The organism is Sphingobium sp. EP60837 (genome assembly GCF_001658005.1).
Lineage (GTDB): Bacteria > Pseudomonadota > Alphaproteobacteria > Sphingomonadales > Sphingomonadaceae > Sphingobium > Sphingobium tyrosinilyticum.
This window is the reverse complement of sequence record NZ_CP015986.1, coordinates 755,524-772,408: the sequence shown is the minus strand read 5'-3', so window position 1 is coordinate 772,408 and position 16,885 is coordinate 755,524. Positions and strand designations below refer to the sequence as shown.

At 61.2% G+C, this 16,885-nt stretch carries 17 protein-coding genes and 1 tRNA gene; 10 read left to right on the top strand and 8 right to left on the bottom strand.

The window, feature by feature from the left end; genetic code table 11:
• Nucleotides 1-3: 3 nt before the first annotated feature.
• The 4 genes from grxC (at nt 4) to EP837_RS03640 (ending at nt 1,681) form a co-directional block, all read left to right on the top strand.
• Nucleotides 4-261: a glutaredoxin 3 gene (gene grxC, locus EP837_RS03655; RefSeq protein ID WP_066524549.1), complete on the top strand. Its 258-nt coding sequence runs from the start codon at nt 4-6 to the stop codon at nt 259-261.
• A 5-nt stretch (nt 262-266) separates the two neighbouring features.
• Nucleotides 267-1,097, top strand: coding sequence for a carbon-nitrogen hydrolase family protein (locus tag EP837_RS03650; protein WP_066528609.1), 831 nt, complete (start codon nt 267-269; stop codon nt 1,095-1,097).
• Nucleotides 1,094-1,570, top strand: a complete 477-nt coding sequence (locus tag EP837_RS03645; protein WP_066524547.1) for a DUF1178 family protein — start codon at nt 1,094-1,096, stop codon at nt 1,568-1,570. The genes EP837_RS03650 and EP837_RS03645 overlap by 4 nt, the downstream gene beginning before the upstream one ends.
• Before the next feature lie 34 nt (nt 1,571-1,604).
• A tRNA-Arg gene (locus EP837_RS03640) sits at nt 1,605-1,681 on the top strand.
• Nucleotides 1,682-2,471: 790 nt separating this feature from the next.
• Here the strand turns inward: EP837_RS03640 and EP837_RS03635 are convergent.
• On the bottom strand, nt 2,472-2,846 hold the full coding sequence (locus tag EP837_RS03635) for an HIRAN domain-containing protein (RefSeq protein WP_197486306.1): 375 nt from the start codon (nt 2,844-2,846) through the stop codon (nt 2,472-2,474).
• 127 nt (nt 2,847-2,973) lie between these two features.
• On the opposite strand from EP837_RS03635, the gene EP837_RS03630 reads away from it, so the two are divergent.
• Nucleotides 2,974-3,255, top strand: coding sequence for a hypothetical protein (locus EP837_RS03630; protein WP_066524541.1), 282 nt, complete (start codon nt 2,974-2,976; stop codon nt 3,253-3,255).
• Nucleotides 3,256-3,317: 62 nt separating this feature from the next.
• On the opposite strand, the gene EP837_RS03625 is transcribed toward EP837_RS03630, so the two are convergent.
• From EP837_RS03625 to EP837_RS03590, 7 genes are all read right to left on the bottom strand, one after another.
• Nucleotides 3,318-3,542: a hypothetical protein gene (locus tag EP837_RS03625; protein ID WP_066524539.1), complete on the bottom strand. Its 225-nt coding sequence runs from the start codon at nt 3,540-3,542 to the stop codon at nt 3,318-3,320.
• Nucleotides 3,543-3,697: 155 nt separating this feature from the next.
• The gene (locus tag EP837_RS03620; protein ID WP_066524537.1) at nt 3,698-4,096 is read right to left on the bottom strand and encodes a hypothetical protein; all 399 of its coding nucleotides are present in this window, start codon (nt 4,094-4,096) and stop codon (nt 3,698-3,700) included.
• Nucleotides 4,097-4,381: 285 nt separating this feature from the next.
• Nucleotides 4,382-5,437 (bottom strand): hypothetical protein, encoded by a 1,056-nt coding sequence (locus tag EP837_RS03615; protein ID WP_197486305.1) that lies wholly within the window; start codon nt 5,435-5,437, stop codon nt 4,382-4,384.
• A 29-nt stretch (nt 5,438-5,466) separates the two neighbouring features.
• Nucleotides 5,467-7,203 carry an N-acyl-D-amino-acid deacylase family protein gene (locus EP837_RS03610; RefSeq protein ID WP_066528604.1) on the bottom strand — a complete coding sequence of 579 codons (1,737 nt, stop codon included), beginning with the start codon at nt 7,201-7,203 and terminating at the stop codon, nt 5,467-5,469.
• Nucleotides 7,204-7,310: 107 nt separating this feature from the next.
• Complete coding sequence (locus EP837_RS03605; protein WP_066524535.1) at nt 7,311-8,069, bottom strand: TetR/AcrR family transcriptional regulator C-terminal domain-containing protein; 759 nt, start codon at nt 8,067-8,069, stop codon at nt 7,311-7,313.
• 959 nt (nt 8,070-9,028) lie between these two features.
• Complete coding sequence (locus EP837_RS03595) at nt 9,029-11,248, bottom strand: amylo-alpha-1,6-glucosidase (RefSeq protein ID WP_066524531.1); 2,220 nt, start codon at nt 11,246-11,248, stop codon at nt 9,029-9,031.
• Between the two features lie 10 nt (nt 11,249-11,258).
• The gene (locus EP837_RS03590; RefSeq protein ID WP_066524529.1) at nt 11,259-12,359 is read right to left on the bottom strand and encodes a glycosyltransferase family 4 protein; all 1,101 of its coding nucleotides are present in this window, start codon (nt 12,357-12,359) and stop codon (nt 11,259-11,261) included.
• 271 nt (nt 12,360-12,630) lie between these two features.
• Here EP837_RS03590 and EP837_RS03585 point away from each other — a divergent pair, with 271 nt between their 5' ends.
• The 5 genes from EP837_RS03585 (at nt 12,631) to EP837_RS03565 (ending at nt 16,743) form a co-directional block, all read left to right on the top strand.
• A complete protein-coding gene (locus EP837_RS03585; protein ID WP_066524528.1) occupies nt 12,631-13,194 on the top strand; it encodes a 3'-5' exonuclease in 564 nt (187 codons plus the stop codon).
• A 77-nt stretch (nt 13,195-13,271) separates the two neighbouring features.
• Nucleotides 13,272-13,709 carry a hypothetical protein gene (locus EP837_RS03580; RefSeq protein ID WP_066524524.1) on the top strand — a complete coding sequence of 146 codons (438 nt, stop codon included), beginning with the start codon at nt 13,272-13,274 and terminating at the stop codon, nt 13,707-13,709.
• Complete coding sequence (locus EP837_RS03575; RefSeq protein ID WP_066524523.1) at nt 13,706-14,416, top strand: response regulator transcription factor; 711 nt, start codon at nt 13,706-13,708, stop codon at nt 14,414-14,416. The genes EP837_RS03580 and EP837_RS03575 overlap by 4 nt, the downstream gene beginning before the upstream one ends.
• Before the next feature lie 128 nt (nt 14,417-14,544).
• A complete protein-coding gene (locus EP837_RS03570; protein WP_066524521.1) occupies nt 14,545-15,243 on the top strand; it encodes a carbonic anhydrase in 699 nt (232 codons plus the stop codon).
• Between the two features lie 3 nt (nt 15,244-15,246).
• Nucleotides 15,247-16,743: a SulP family inorganic anion transporter gene (locus EP837_RS03565; protein WP_066524518.1), complete on the top strand. Its 1,497-nt coding sequence runs from the start codon at nt 15,247-15,249 to the stop codon at nt 16,741-16,743.
• Nucleotides 16,744-16,885 lie beyond the last annotated feature (142 nt).

Below are 16,885 nucleotides of genomic sequence, written 5' to 3'. Positions count from 1 at the left end.
GTAATGGCGAAGGTCGAAATCTACACAAAGGCATGGTGCGGCTATTGCTCGCGGGCGAAGGCGCTTCTGGAGAGCAAGGGCGTCGCGTTCGACGAATATGACATAACGATGGGTGGGCCCCAGCGCACCGAGATGCTGGAGCGCGCCAATGGCGGCACGACCGTGCCGCAGATCTTCATCGACGGCAGGCATATTGGCGGCAGCGACGACATGGCGGCGCTGGATCGCCAGGGCAAGCTGGACCCGTTGCTCGGCCTGTGAGCAAGATGCGGGCCGCAATCTTCCAGATGACGAGCGGAATCGATCCCGCCACCAATGGCGCAGCGATTGCGGAAATGATCGGGCGTGCTACGGCTGAGGGAGCGAACATGCTCTTCACCCCCGAAATGGCAGGGTATCTGGACCGTGACCGTTCTCGCGCGGCGGCCACCCTTCGTTGTGAAGCGGACGATCCCGTCCTTGCGCAGGTGCGTGAGGCGGCGGCGAAGCATGGACTTTGGGTGCATCTGGGATCGCTGCCGCTGAAGGATGAGCGCAGCGACGGGCGATGGGCGAATCGTAGCTTCATGATCGACGCGGACGGAGCCATTCGCGCCCGTTACGACAAGATCCACCTGTTCGATGTCGATCTGGCCACGGGCGAGAGTTGGCGGGAATCCTCGGTCTATGGCCCGGGCGAGCGGGTGGTGGCGGTAGATACGCCCTGGGCAAGGATGGGCCTTTCCGTCTGCTACGACATGCGTTTTCCTGACTTGTATCGCGCGCTCACCAATGCAGGGGCGACGGTGCTGCTGATGCCAGCGGCTTTCACCGTGCCGACCGGACAGGCGCATTGGCACATCCTTCTGCGCGCCCGCGCGATCGAGGCGGGCTGCTTCGTCATCTCTGCGGCGCAGACGGGGCGGCATGACGATGGGCGCGAAACCTACGGCCATAGCCTGATCGTCGATCCTTGGGGTGAGATAGTGGTGGACATGGGGGTGGAGGCTGGCCTTGCCCTTGCGGAACTTGATCTGTCGCGCGTAGAGGAGGTGCGCGGGCGGGTGCCCGCGATCGCCAACCGGCGCATCCTTCCTGTGGACGTGACGCTTTCGTGATTGTTTTCGACCTTAAATGCCGTGCCCATGAGCATGTGTTCGAAGCCTGGTTCGGTTCAAGTGCGGACTATGAGGACCAATCTGCGCGCGGTTTGTTGATCTGTCCGATCTGCGGCGATCCGGATATCACCAAGGCGGTGATGGCTCCCGCCGTCGGGGCCAAAGGCAACCAGCGGTCCGTTGAGGCTCCTCCCGCCGCCGCGCCCACCGCGCCGGTCGCGCTCGCCGGAGACGAGGCCCGGATGCGCGAGATCATGCAGTCCCTCGCACAGGCGCAGGCAAAGGTGCTGGAAGAATCGACCTGGGTCGGCAGAGGCTTCGCCGAACAGGCGCGCGCCATGCATTATGGCGAGAAGGACCGAGCGAGCATCCATGGCGAAGTGGCGCCCGAAGAAGCGCATGCGCTGCTTTCGGAAGGCGTGGAGGTCGCGCCGCTGCTGTTTCCGGTCGTGCCCCCTGAAGCGAAGAATTGACCACGCCTGCCGCGCAGCATAGAGCCATCACCGGGCACCCGTAGCTCAGCAGGATAGAGCATCAGATTCCTAATCTGAGGGCCATGGGTTCGAATCCCGTCGGGTGCACCATTTTTTCTCCTGAAGTATCAACGGTTTGTGGCGCATCGGACGCGATGTCGCCGCGAAGCCGTGTGCCATTCTTGTGACGCGTTTTCCCCAGCATTTCCGCCATTTTTCTTATGAGCGTCGGCGGCTCCATGGCACATGGATCCCACATGGGATCGGCCGGATCGCCCTTCAAAAGCCCGTAAACGCTTAGCTTCCGCTGCCTAGGAAGACTGCGTGAAGTATGCAGGAAGAGTGTTGGATCAGTTTGCGCTGATCAGCATGCTATGATTGGCGGCTACTTACCCTCCACCACAACCTGCCGGATCTGCCTTTCAGCCAGAAAGCCCATAATTTCTGCGGCTCTCCCGCGATTTTTGCCGATAGAGGTTGTCGAAAAAGGTAGGGTGAGTGGTGGGTAGCACTCCTTTGTGGGCGTTTCTTCAGGAGTATGCCCGTTGGTAAATGGGCGACTCGTCGGCGGAGGCGTAAAAGGATCCTCTCGCCACCCCCCTTGCGAGAAGCCCCGCGCGCTCCGACAGCAGCGCGGGGCTTTTGCTGTCTAACTTAGGTATAGCCCCAGTTGCTATCGGGACGCAGCAAACTGGTTTGCAGCAACCAATGCCCGCGAAGGCGCTTATCTCTATGCAGGTTAGCCTGCATTGCGACCCAAACTGCCCTGCCTTCCTTTGAGTGAGGCGGGGCTTTTTGATTAAATTACTGAAATGGCAGGCAGTTCCACGCTGCCGCGATCCGATCATTCAGTCGTGCCATCAGCGTTATGCAGGCGGCCCTCGCGCAGCCCCCCTCTCGGTCAGAGCATCTTCAGTTCGAGCAGTACGGCCCGGGATGGTTTGTCGCGTCCGCCGCCCACAATCATGTCAATGCAGGCTGATGCTATTCCATCAGTGGCGAGCTTCTCGCTGATCCACTCATTATGCTCCCGGCTGATATAGCCGATGCAGGTCCCCCGCCGGGATAGAACGGCAACAGCCAGGGGGTCAGAGGGATTGTGCGGCTCTGCAATCAGCTGCACCGCTTCGCCTTCCCGACAGCGCTTAATCTCAGCCTGTTGAAAGGACCCATCGGGATTTTTGTGGCTCTCGCCGACGATGCCCAAGGTATAGGTTCGAAATGACGGCTTAGGCTCTTTCGTGCCACCACCTAACAAGCGACTCAGCCACCTCATAGCGCTCTCCCTAGCGGTCAGGGTCTCGCCACACTGATGCAGAGTCAATTGTTCGTCGGGAATACCCGAGAGGATGCGTTTAAGCACAGCGCGCGCTATAGGCTGCCGCATCGGACGGGGGATCTATATGGTGACGCAATCGGGAGAGCAGGCGGCTCTAGTGATTCATGAAGTGTCCGAGGCTGAGGTTGTCGCCGACCTCAAACACTGGCGGACCAACATTTGGCCGCGTCACTGGCCTGAGAATGTTAGAATGATCTCGGCAAACGGGCTGTCCCTGATAGGGCTCGATGACGAGGGCAACGCCTACCTAAACGGCAAGCGTCTATACACGGCGCTGCGCTTTGCGTGGCAGGAACGAGTAATCGCGGGCCTGCTCGCTCTGGCGGCGGTAGGTGGAGCTCGCTGAAGGCTTTTCGGCTTATGCTGATTGGCATCCGAATATGTCGCTTGCCTGCACCTGCTGATCGCTTATCCATCATTGGCCTGCTTGGGACCTGCAGCGCGCCCGAGATGCGCCGCCCGTGTGGCGCACCATTCAAGATCATGGCCGCGCTCATGGATGGATGAGGCCGCCACCTGCAAAGCCTCCGCTGCCATTTCTGGCGGCAGGCCAATGAGGATGGTCTGCGCACCCGCCGCGATCAGGGTGCGGATCAGTTCGGTTTGGGCCATGCCTTGGTGAATCAGCAGCATTTCAATATCCTTGTTTCTTGGCGGCTGCGAGTTTGTTTTGCAGCCCGGTGGCGGCTTGCCTGCCAGCCTCGCGCGCCTCTCTGGCGTTCGTGACGCCCGGGAACGTCATCTGAAGGTTGCCGATCGCGGGGGCCGCGCGTGGGCCGCCCGCACCGTTAGGCTCCACGCGGATGCGCTCGTTTGCGCTCACCCGCACGCGGGGGATTCCATTGATGGACAGGACATTGCGGTCCACTCCAGGAAAGCCGCCAATCGTGCCGCCATTGGCGAAGCCGGGGAGCCCGGAAAAGGCCCCCGCGAATGCGCGTCTGGTTGACCATGATGCCGTTGGATGCCCGCATGATGTTGGCACCGCCGCCGAACAATTTGCCCATGCCGCCACCCATGCCGCCGCCGAGAACCTGAAGGCCGGTCATGGCATTGCCCAAGATGCTCTTGAACACGTTTTCGCCAGAGATGATGCTGCCAAGCGCTCCGAATATCCCGGTCCCCGGCGCGCCGCTACCCATGCCGCCGCCCAACATCGACATGAGGCCCGCCAACAACATGCCCATGCCGTTACCGAAGTCGCCAAGCCCTTGGGTCTATCGATTTTCTGCTAAACAATGCCGGAACTGCTCCGACAGGCAGGTGGCTGGACGTCGCCGTTAAAGCGACTCAACGCTGGGCTTCCATATGAAGCAGCAGACGCCAGCGCTTGTGCCATGATCCTTGTCGTATTCGAGCCTCTACAACGGATGCTCGGTGACCTCCATGATAGCGCGAATGAGGATCGCGTTTCTGCCATGGGGCAGGCCGCCGAGAATGCCTGGCACTTTGGTCTATAGTTTCCTCTTTAGCTAAGCGCTGACGCGACGCCGTCGCTCCAAGGGGGCCTCTTCAGGAAAAATGGTAGGCGACATCGCATAAGTCCGCGTGAGCGTCGCGATGAAGGCGCGATCAGCGATCGGGTCTGTCGGCACTTCAAAAACTACTCCACGCCCCCTCAGATCTGCGATCAACATCTCGAAGACACGATCACGGTCGAGGTCATCCGTGTGATCATAATAGCGTTTCACATCAGCCATGTCGGTGAACACATGGGCGCTGTAATGGAACAGGGCACGCATCTCGTTCGCCTTGAAGCGATTGACCACCACGCCGTCGGTAGTGACCTTCCAGTCTTCCTCCCCATCGGGTTCGAGGAGCGAGTGCAGCGCCATCCCTTCGGGAACGCCCCGCCGGTCGCGCGGCCCACTGGCTTCGCCACGATGGAACATGCGCTGGTTATCGGTGAGGATGCCTGAATTTCGAAATGGGGGTGCAAACCGGCTGGGCGGGGCGTCTGGCCCGTCCGGCCAATAGGTGAACCCACCGTCAATGTCGGAATCATAATGATATGTGATGACCTGTCCGGCCTTCACTTCCCAAGCGTCGAATAGCCCGGATTTCGCCATGATGCTCGTCAGCCAGGCAGGGGTGTTCGTCGGGTCCATGCCGCGCCAGCTGCGGCCATCGAAATGGCCATTGTCGTAGCCCGGCGATGGACCCTGCATGTTGAACTGGAACAGGTAGGGAGCGCCATATTGCGCGCCGTGCATGCTCTTGACGAGATCAAGTAGTTTTTTACTGTAGAATATGTCGTGAACCGTTTCTTCGTACACTATTCCGTTGTTGCCGAAGAAGCCGCGAAATGCAGGCGTGAGAAAGTCTGAAAGATCAAGTTCCTCCTCATTGTCGCCGCTCCCGCCGCTGACGGCAAGCAGTTCCTCTACCGACTTGAAGTAAATGCCTGCGATGAGCCGCCAAGGGCCCTTGTTGCGCATAACGCCAAACAGACGGGCGGTCTCATCTTCGGTGAAAATGTCAGTAAGATAAGTCGGCGGTTTTACAGGCGTCATGGGATGAGCAGTCATCGCTGTACTCCTGGGCTTTATGATGAAGATTACAGGGCAGCGATTGCCGGCTCCTGGCGAGCGCCGCGCACGAGGCGGCCGGGCAGCGCGGAAGTCGCCACCCCGTCGCGATAAGTCACCGTTCCGCTCACAATTGTAGCCGCAAATCCATCAGCGCGCTGCTTCAGCCGCCGCCCGCCTGCGGGTAGATCATAGGCGATTTCAGGGGCGTGTAGCCGCAGTGCGTCCATGTCTATGACGTTAATATCTGCTTTGTAGCCCGGCCTCACCAGCCCGCGATCATGAAGGCCCACCGCGAGCGCTGGTTTACGGCTAAGTTCGGCGATAGCCCATTCTAGGGGGAACCGGCCTTCCCTTCGATCACGGGTCCAATGCGTTAGGACGAAAGTGGGGAAGCTGGAATCGCAGATAAGACCGTAATGAGCGCCCCCATCGCCCAAAGCGATCAGACTATGCGGATCAGCGATCATGCGGCGCACATTTTCAAGATCGCCTTGAACATAATTGGAAGAGGGCATCATCAGAATGCCGCGCCCATCACGCTCAAGGAGCGCGTCAAGGGCCAGTTCCGAAGCCTGGCGGCCAGTTGCTGCGGCGCGCAAGTCCAGGCGGGCGGCAGAATCAGGCTCATAATTTGGTGGATCTCCCATCGGATAAAGATCACCAACATCGCGCGCCAGCGTCTCATACAGCGGGTTGGTCGTGACAGGTTCCTCGCTCAGCAACCTTGTCCGGAATAGGGGGTCCCCTAGCCGGGCCACCTTATCAGCCAGAGGCAGATGCTCGATTTCCCGGAAGCTTGGATGAAAACGGAAGGGATGGAAGGACAGTTCCAGCCCGAACAGCATGCCAATTGGGCGCGGGAAGACTTGCGCTTTAATGGGAAGACCATCGCGATTGGCTTCTTCTACCAGCTCGAGCATGACTTGGGGCAAGCTGGGATTATACTTTTTTTCCAAAAGACTGAATGACAGCGGCCGGCCCGAAGTCTCCACGATGCGGCGGAAAAGAGCCATCTCGTCGTGCGGGTCACAACCATAATGAGAATTGGGGATGATTTGAAACACCCCGGCCTCGGCGCGGGCCAGCCCTTCAGCCAGTGCAATCAATTCATCAGCTGCGGCGCCAATGGACGGCGCCCATTCGCCTGCCACAGTCCTGTGACCATGGCTTTGGGAGGTGGTCACGCCAAGCGCGCCCGCCTCAACAGCCTCATGAACGATGTTCGTCATCGCTGAGAGGTCATCAGCAGTTGCGGGCTCGCGCGCTGCGCCCCTGCTACCCATGACATAGACCCGGATCGCCGAGTGCGGGACCTGCGCTGCAAAATCAACATCTGCCTGACGTTCGTCCAGCGCATTGAGATAATCGGGGAAAGTCTCCCAGTTCCAGGGTAAGCCCTCGGTCATCACGACTTCGGGAATGTCTTCCACCCCCTCCATCACCTCAACCAGCATGGCTCGGTGGTCGGCTCGGCAGGGAGCAAAACCAACACCGCAATTCCCCATCACGACGGTGGTAACGCCATGTCCTGATGAAGGAGACAGGCGGTTTTCCCACATGACCTGGCCGTCATAATGAGTATGAATATCGACGAAGCCAGGCGTGACGATACATCCGGATGCATCGATCTCTTCACGCCCACAGCCGGGGACTGTGCCAACGGCAACTATAACACCTGCATCGATCGCGACGTCACCGTCGAACATAGTTGTTCCGCTGCCATCAACAATCTTGCCGCCACGAATGACCAGGTCATGCGCCATCGCCAATCCATCCTCTCCGCGTTCAAGGCGCGATGCTGGCACCTGACACATGATGCCCGCTTTAATTCCGGTGCGCCGTACGGAAATAGATGGACTGAGGCTTGTCGTCAATCGCCTTCTATCTTGGGACCAGCAGCAGCGGCGCGTTCCGACACCGACCAACGGCCACTACGAGATGGCAACGGGACCTGGTCCGACCGAATGAGGCGCTCCATTCCGTTGATGATGTTGTCGAACCCGAATGTCAGTGCGGCATCCCTGTCGACTGACTCGAAATCCGCCCAAAGCTCCGATGCGAGCTGCTGGAGTGAAGGCTCAAGCGTTGCGGCGTGGGCAAGCGTTTCTGCACGGCGGTTTTCAGGCGATTGCCGCTGCGATGAGATGAAGCCAAGGGTTGCGGTAGTAAACCAGCTTAGCGCAAAAGCGAGGCGTTGACCTTCTAACTTCTGCTGTCTCAGCAGCGTGGCGAGCGGAGCCCAGGTACGCAGCCAGGCAGGCGATACATGGCCGTTCCACATGCTGAGTTGGACAGCGACAGGGTGACGGTCGAACAGATCAACGACGGCCCACATCCAACCCCGAAGCTGGTCTTGCCAGGCAGCGCCGGGCGCGGGCGGTTCGAACCGCGCGTAGATAGCGTCCGCAACGGCAAGGAGCAGCAGTTCGCGGTTTGGAAAGTAGGTGTAGAGCGACATCACGCCAGCCTCCAGCCGCTTGGCTAAAGGTGCCAGGGAAAAACCCTCCAACCCGACTTCGCTAAGAAGGGAGATCGCGGCATTGATGACGGCTTCGCGCGACAGGCGGCGGGGACGGCCCCGGCGGCGGGGAGCCGCCAAAACAGGCTCATCATGTGCAATTTCGGCCAATTGTTGCTCCTGCGTGCTATGAATGGGACAGCCACCGATCGGGGCGCGACCAGCGTCGGACTTAAATTAGTTGCACGATCTCGATCATGTGTCCCTCTACATCTTTGAGGAAGGCTACGCGGACGCCGTGCTCTGGCGCGTCGCGCGGTGCATCGGCATGGCCGACCGGGTGGGAGATAATCTCCTCTAGAGCTTCGTCACCCGCGCCTGCTCGCACACGGCTGCGTTCCTCGACCCCTAGCACTCGCGTAGAAATCGAATGCGCGATCAACATCGGCCACGATGATTTTCGTGAATCCCAACCGGGGCAGGCTCAACTCGGGCACGTGATTTTCTCCTATGGGCACCGTCTGATAGCGACCGCGACGGTGCGGCGGGAAATCGATCTACCACCGCTGAAAGGCTGCCGCATTCTAACGTACAGCTTACGGTAATTGGCGCGCCACTGGCAAGCCTCCGCTCGGACTGGCAAAGATTTCAGATACTTGTCCCTGCCATGATGACGGCGCGGCTGCCCCCGTATCGTCCGTGCCTCCCATTTTTCGTTCCTGCTGTCCCTGCAACATGGATGCGGCGTTAAATCATCTATCTATTCCGGATTACTACCGCTGCCGGATAGATCGCGCTCGCGGTCTGGTTCATTGAATGCGCCAAGAGCGAAAGCTCCGGGGAGGCCCCGCGCTGCAGGCAGGCGCGGGGCTTTTCGCTACCTAACTTTAGGTATAACCCTAATTCGTAAGGATATGGGCAAAAGGGGTAGGTCGCAACCATCGTCCGCGACACAGCTTATGTACTCGCAGGTTTCCTGCATTGCGACCCAAACTTGCCCCTGCCTTCCTTTCAGTGAGGCGGGGCTTTTTGAATCAAGCGTTTGACTAACGCGCGGTTCGGTGCGGTTCTGTGTCCCTGTCTCAGCAAATATGGCCAGGTGGCCTCCCGGCAGCCGGCGAGGATTGCGATCAGGCGATCGTAACCACCCGCGCCGAGCCGGTCCGGTCGAGCGGCTTCACCACCACCTTGTCGCCCATGCGGTCAAAGGCGATATCGACCGACGCGTCACCCACGCGGAGGCCATAGAGCCGCAATTCGTCGAGGAAGCGGGGCAGCGCTGGTTCACACAGGGAAATTTCCGCCGCCGCAACGTCGAAGCCGATGCCCAGGCTGGACTGGATCAGCGACAGCGGGGCTGCGGCAGACCAGGCCTGCGGGCTGCAGGCAACCGGGTAGAATGTCGGCCCCTGCGCCCGCCGCCGGGGGAAACCGCAGAAGAGTTCCGGCAAGCGCATGAGATCGACATAGGTGGCCGCTGCGAAGAGCCCTTCGAAAATCTTCGCCGCCTCCTTCCTGTAGCCATAGCGCGAAAAGCCCGACGCGATCAGTGCGTTGTCGTGCGGCCAGATCGAGCCATTATGATAGCTCATCGGGTTATAGCGCGCCTCGGTGGATGCGATGGTGCGCACGCCCCATCCCGAAAAAGAGGCAGGCGCCATCAATGTGCGCACGACAGGTTCCGCGCGCTTCGCCAGTGCAAGGCCGGTGAAGAGCACATGGCCTGCATTTGAAGATCGCACCCGGCAGGCCTTCTTTTCTCCATCGAGCGCCAGCACATAGGTGCCTAGTTGCGCGTCGAAGAAGGCGGCGTCGAAAAGGTCGCGGAAGCGGTCGGCCCGCGCGCCATAGTCCAGGCCACGGGCCGCGTCGCCTAAGGTGCAATGGATGGCTTCGGCCGCTCGCCACGCGCCGTAGACATAAGCCTGCACTTCGGCGAGCGCGATCGGGCCGCGCGCGATCGACCCATCGGCATGGAAGACGGAGTCATGGCTGTCCTTCCAGCCTTGGTTGGCGAGCCCCTGATCGGTCAGCCGCCCATATTCGACGAAGCCATCGCCGTCCCGGTCGCCATGCTCGTCAATCCACCGTAGCGCCGCGTCGATATTGGGCAGCAATTTGGTGATGAAAGCGGTGTCGGCCGTCCGCTCCAGATAGGCCCCGGCAAGCATGACGAACAAGGGCGTGGAATCGATGCTGCCATAATAATGGCGGAACGGCACTTCCCCCAATTCGGCCATTTCGCCATGGCGTACTTCGTGCAGGATTTTGCCCGGCTCGGCATCTGCGGCCGGATCGAACGCAGTTGCCTGATGTTCGGCCAGATAGCCTAGCACCCCCCGGCTGATCGCAGGGTCGAGCCAGAGCGTCTCAAGCGCCGTGATGATGGCGTCGCGGCCAAAAACGGTGCTGAACCATGGAATGCCCGCATAAGGATAGGGCCCATATTCGGTGTCGGTCGATAGCATGGTGATGTCGGCCACCGACCGCCGCGTCACTTCATCGAACAGGGGGTTGGACGACCGCACCGTCGCCCCGCGCGCGCGCGCCTGTTTCAGCGACTGCATGGATTCGCGCAGAGCCTTCAGGAACTGACGCGAGAAAGGGCCGGGCTGGGGATCGAGCCGTTCGCACGCAATCCGCATATAGAGGGTGCGCCGCTCACCCGCGGGAACCGTGACTTCGAACGCCGCATGGCTTTCGGTCAACTCCTGCGGCGGGGGATCGAAGCAGAGATGGGTCTCGCGCGTGCGTGCATCGCGGCCTTCATATGCCAGCAGCGCATCGGTCGCGCCGATGACCGGCGTCTTCATTTCCCCCTTGCGCAGCCGGGTCATCCCGCGAATTTCGAACAGGTCGGCAAAATCGGCGGCAAAGCCGATATTGACCGTTACCGTCCGGGAGTCCGTATCAAAGTTGCGGATGGTGATCCGCTCATGGATCGCGCTTTCCCAAAGGAAACGGGTGCGCCGCAGGTGGATAAGGTCATGTTCCACTGCGACCCGGCCGTCATCGCCCGCAAAATCGGGATTCGTGAGGTCGCAGGTCAGCATGGCATTGTCATCGCGCAAGGCCGAGCTGAGCAGGATGGGCCGGGAACCGTTGATCGTCAGATAAAGGTGCGACAAATGTCGCGTGTCGCGATGATAGAGCCCCTCTGGACTGCCGGGGCCCGCGATCGCGTCGCCGCTATGGTCGAAGACCGCAAAGCTGTCCCCATGCTTCAACGTCCGCGGACGCCGCTCATGCAGTGACGCCGTCGCCGGAATGAAAAACTGAGTCTGCTGCTGGGACAGGGACTTTGCCGGTTCGGTGGCCAGGGCTTCTGGCTTCAACTGGCTCGCCGTCATGCGACTCTCCTCATCCGACCACTTGCAGGTGAAGCCCGTTTTCTTCGCCGCGCTCGCGTCGAAGCCGCGCCGCGTCGGTACGGGCCCCGGGCAGAGCATGGTAGAGCCCAACATAATCGGCTGCCATCCGCTCTGCCGTGAAGCGTGCGTCGAAAGCGGCGCGCACCCGGCTGCGGTCAAGATCGCCAAGGCGAGCGACGGCTTCGACAGCTTGGTCTTCGCCATCGACTATGAAGCCCGAGACGCCATGATCTATGACCTCTGGCACCGATCCGCAGCGGAAGGCGATGACCGGCGTGGCGCAGGCCATCGCCTCTATCATCACTAGGCCGAACGGTTCGGGCCAGTCGATGGGGAACAGGAGGGCGCTGGCGCCTCCCAGGAACTCAGCCTTTTGCGCCTCGTTGATTTCGCCGATGAAGTCGATGTTGGGATAGAGGTTGATCAGAGGCGCTATCTCTTTCTCCCAATAGTCCCGGTCCACATTGTCGATCTTTGCGGCGATCTTGAGCGGCTTGCCCGAGCGGGCGGCGATGCGGATGGCGCGGTCGGGCCGCTTTTCCGGCGATATGCGCCCGAGAAACGCGAGATAACCCTCGTCCCCGCCGATCCGGGGCGGCAACAGGTCCGATGGCAGCCCATGATAGATAGTGCCCGCCCAATTGACCGGCGGCATCGGCAGACGCTGATGATCGGAGATCGAGACGAGGCTATGATGGGGGAAGGTGCGATAGAAGGCGGGCAGATCGGGCAGGTCCAGCCGCCCGTGCAGCGTCGTCACGCATCGCCCGATAATGTCCTGGACGAGCGGCATGTGGATGAGGTCGATGTGGAAATGCAGAGCGTCGAACTCGTCGGCCCGCCGCCGCACGGCCTCCAGCAGCATCACATGATAAGGGATCGGGTCGCGCACATTGGGGTTGAGCCGCAATGCCATCTCCGTCACCGGGACAAGTTCCGCGCGGGTGACCGAATCCCCGCTGGCGAATAACGTCACATCATGCCCCTGATCGACGAGCGCCTCGGTCAGATAAGACACGATACGTTCTGTACCGCCATAAAGCTTGGGCGGCACGCTTTCAGCCAGCGGCGCGATTTGAGCGATTTTCATGCAGCGATCCTCATCCAGGATTGGACGTCACCATCGCCTCGGGGCGCGACTGACGTGGGTTAAAAACGCAAATGATGATCCGGTTGCATGAGTTTCGCTCTTGCCGGGATAATTTGATCGAAAGCTCGGCCCGTCGCCGGAGGGGAGCGGCTTGTGTCGTTTCCGATGAGCCCTGACTTTGAAGTGACATAGTCGGTCGCCATAGACGTTCCGAACTGGCTGGGCGTCCGGGTAAGGGGGCGGACACGGTCATGAGAAGCAGGAGAATGTCTTGACCATCGTGGCGATCGATTTCGAAGCGTCGTGCCTTCCCCGGCATGGGCGGTCCTTCCCAATCGAGGTAGGCGTCGCTTCATTCGGCCGGAGCCAGAGCTGGCTCATCCGTCCTCATGAAAGCTGGGCGGGATGGGACTGGACTGCCGAAGCTCAGGCATTGCACGGCATCACACGCGACAGGCTTTATCGCGACGGGCTCCCCGTGGAGGCCGTGCTCGACCGGCTGTTTGCAGCAATGGACGGTCGCCGGGCGGTCGCCGACAGCACCATCGATCAATATTGGCTGGAAACGCTGGCCCAAGCCGCCGGAGAGCAAGCTCCGTTCATGATCGATCATGTGTCCATTCTGCTGAACGAACATGGCGCGGGCGAAAGTCGCATCGCCTCGGCCGTCGCATATGCGGACCTTCGTCATCCTGAACGTCACCGGGCCGCTGCAGATGCCGCCTGGCTGTCTGCCTTGCTCGATCATGTCGCAGGGGATGCGCAAGCCATGCCTGCCTTGCCGATAGCTGCGATGCGTAAGCGGGCGTCGATGGGCTTCAGCAATAATTTGTAACATCCGGCAAATTTCGGAGACATTTGTCGCGCCTAGAGCCTTCGCAGTGCATTGGCACGCGAAGGAGACGTCTTCCCATGTTCCTCATCATTGCCTCGGCCGCGACCCTGTCGGCCGCCGCGCCTGTTCATACCGCCGAACTCAGCCACGCCGCGACCGCCTATCAGGCAAGCTATGAGACTGTTTCGACCGTGCGCTTCCAGCAGGTCGAGCCCCGTTTCGCGAATCGCCCCGCCACGCCGGTCTGCCGCTGGCAGGCGGAACTCGTGGTCAACCGCGGGGTGACGGCGCAGGGTCGCCCGCTGGCAGCGGTCGCCAAGCCCATCCATCGTTTCGCACCCATCGCGGGCAGCCATGCCGGCTCCTGTGAAGCCGCACGCAGCCAGGTGAGCGCTGAGATCGCCCGCTATTCCAGCGCCCGTTCGGGCGAAGCGCTGAGCGTGGCGCAGCAGGACCGCGCCGTCCTGCTGAACGAACTGGACGGGATCAACAGCCTGGCCGTGAAGGGCGGATGAGTCCACCGCTGGTCCTGATTGCCGAGGAACAGCAGGATTTGCGCCATCAAGTGCGCGAATATCTGGAGCGAAGCGGATTTCGCGCGCTCCCCGCCGCCTCGGCATCGGACATATGGAATGCTCTTAAGGCCATGCCGGTCGGCGTGCTGGTGCTCGATGCAGCGCTGCGCGGGCCGGACGGCATGGACCTGTGCCGCGACGTGCGAGAGCGCAGTGACGTGCCGATCATCCTGGTCGGCGCCAACAGCAGTGAAGTCGATCGCGTCGTCGGACTGGAATTGGGCGCGGATGATTACGTCGCGAAGCCCTATTCCCATCGCGAACTCGCCGCGCGGCTGCGCGCGGTGCTGCGGCGCGGCAGAAATGAACGGGCAATAGGACTGCGCGCGCGCAGCGAGGCGCGGTTCGATGGCTGGCGCGTCGATTTCGCCCGGCGCGAGGTGAGCGACGAACTAGGCGATCTTGTCGAACTGACGGCTGCCGAGTTTTCATTGCTGGCCGTGTTGCTGGATCACGCCCAGACGGTGATCGCACGCGCGCGGCTGATGGAATTGGCTGGCGTTCGCGACGCCCCTTCGTCCGACCGCAGCGTGGATGTGCTCGTCAGCCGCCTGCGGCGAAAGCTGAGCCGGGGCGGGCGGGCCGCGCCGATCGTCACCGTGCGCGGCGCGGGTTACATGCTGAGCGCAGCCGTCGAACGGCGCTAAGCCCAAAAAAACCAAGCAGACATACTATTTAACAAATCCGCTGCGACGCAGCAAAAGCGACTTCCTATCCTTCATGATCAGGCCGGTCTGCCCCCTGACCGGCGAGAAACAAGAAGGATAGAGAAGCCATGAACGAGCTTATCGGTCGCGTGTTCAGCTTCGAGACCCAGGTCTTCCCGAACGAGAGCGCGCTCTACAATCAACTGGCCAGCCATGGTCAGAGCCCCAAGGCGCTGATGATCTCCTGCGCGGATTCCCGCATCGTGCCGGAACATATCATGCAGGCGCAGCCTGGTGACCTGTTCGTCTGCCGTAATGCAGGCAATATCGTGCCACCGCACGCCACGCAGAATGGCGGGGTAACGTCCACCGTCGAATATGCGGTGATGGTGCTGGGCGTGCGCGACATCATCGTGTGCGGCCATAGCGACTGCGGCGCGATGAAGGCGCTGTCCACCAATGCCGACCTGACCAACATGCCCAATGTCGCGGCTTGGTTGCGGCACAGCCATGCCGCACAGAAAGTTTGCCGCGAAAGCTATCCCGACGATCTCACCGACGCTGAAAAGCTGCGCAACATGGCGCTGGAAAATGTCGTTACGCAGCTTGCCCATTTGCGCACCCACCCCTCGGTCGCGTCAGGCATCGCTCGCGGCGAAATCGCGCTGCACGGCTGGTATGTCGATATCCATGCAGGTCAAGTGCTCGGCCTCGACGGCGAAACCGGCCGCTTTCTGCCGCTGCGCGAAGGCCAGCCGATGCCGATCGCGCTGCCCCATGGCCGCCGCCTCGCTGCTGAAGCGGTTTACGCCCAGGCGGCGGAGTAAGCCATGTTGAAAGCGCTTTCCGGCGGCACGTTTAGCCGAGATTTCACCGCTTCGATCGTCGTGTTCCTGGTGGCGATGCCTCTTTGCATGGGCATCGCCGTCGCATCCGGCGTACCACCGGAAAAGGGGCTGATCACCGGCATCATCGGCGGCATCGTTGTTGGCCTCCTGGCTGGTTCGCCGCTGCAGGTCAGCGGCCCGGCGGCGGGCCTTGCCGTCATCGTCTTCGAAATCGTGCGGGAACAGGGGCTTTCCGCGCTCGGACCTATCTTGATCCTGGCGGGTGCGATCCAGGTCGTCGCGGGATTGCTGAGGGTCGGCGGCTGGTTCCGCGCCATCTCGCCCGCGGTGGTTCATGGCATGCTCGCCGGTATCGGCGTGCTGATCGTGGTCGGCCAGTTCCATGTGCTGTTCGATGACAAGCCGCTGTCCAGCGGTCTTGCGAACCTTTTGGCTATGCCGGGGCAGATCTTCGGCCTTAGCAATCAGGATGCCGCGACGGCCTTTGCGATCGGCCTTGTCACGATCGGCGGCATGCTGGGCTGGGAAAAGCTTCGGCCCGCGTCGATGAAGTTACTGCCTGGCGCTCTCGTCGGCGTCGTGCTGGCGACGCTGGTGGCGTTCATCCTGGGCCTGCCGGTTGCGCGTGTCGTGGTGCCCGAGTCCATCGTTGCGGCGGTCTCCTTGCCCGAACAGGGATTGCTCCAGCAGCTGATGAATCCCGCCATCCTGACCACCGCCGTCGCGATCGCCTTCATCGCCAGCGCCGAAACATTGCTGTCGGCGGCAGCAGTCGATCGGATGCATGACGGTGCGCGCACCAACTACAACCGGGAATTGAGCGCCCAGGGCGTCGGCAATCTGCTTTGCGGCTTTGCCGGTGCGCTGCCGATGACCGGCGTTATCGTCCGCAGTTCCGCGAACGTCCAAGCGGGTGCGAAGACGCGTCTGTCCGCCATCCTGCACGGCATCTGGATATTGGGCTTCGTCGCGCTGCTGCCCTGGCTACTGCGCGAGATTCCGATGGCGGCTCTGGCGGGCATTCTAGTCGTGACCGGCGTGCGGCTGGTCAGCGTCGATCATGTAAAGCATCTGCTGCATCGTTACGGCCCGCTCCCGGCCGTAGTGTGGGCGGTGACGCTGATCATGGTGGTGACCACTGATCTTCTCACCGGCGTCCTGGTCGGCATCGGCCTGTCGCTGCTCGAACTCGTGCCCCATGCGCGCCGTCTTGGGCTGGGTCTCGACGAAGATCATCGCGACGATGCCCATGAAGTGGCGCTGCATGGCACCGCCACCTTCCTCACCCTGCCCAAATTATCGGCAAAGTTGGAATCGGTTCCCGCCGAGCGCCGGGTAATCCTGAATGTCGAGCGGCTATCCCATATCGACCATACCTGCGCCGAGATGGTGCGGGAGTGGATCGACCGCCGTCGCGGCACAGGCGTCAGCGTTGAGCTGTCGGGCGCCACAGGACGGTTACGCAACCTCGTCGCCTGATCCCTAATCCCCTCCAGGCGACGTGAGCCGCCGCGCCAGTTCCCGATGGCGCGGCGGCTCTTTTTTGCGTTCATTCCCAAATTGGAAATCAATTAGACACATCTGGAAGTCACTTAGACAATAACCGTGGCCTGCACGGCAC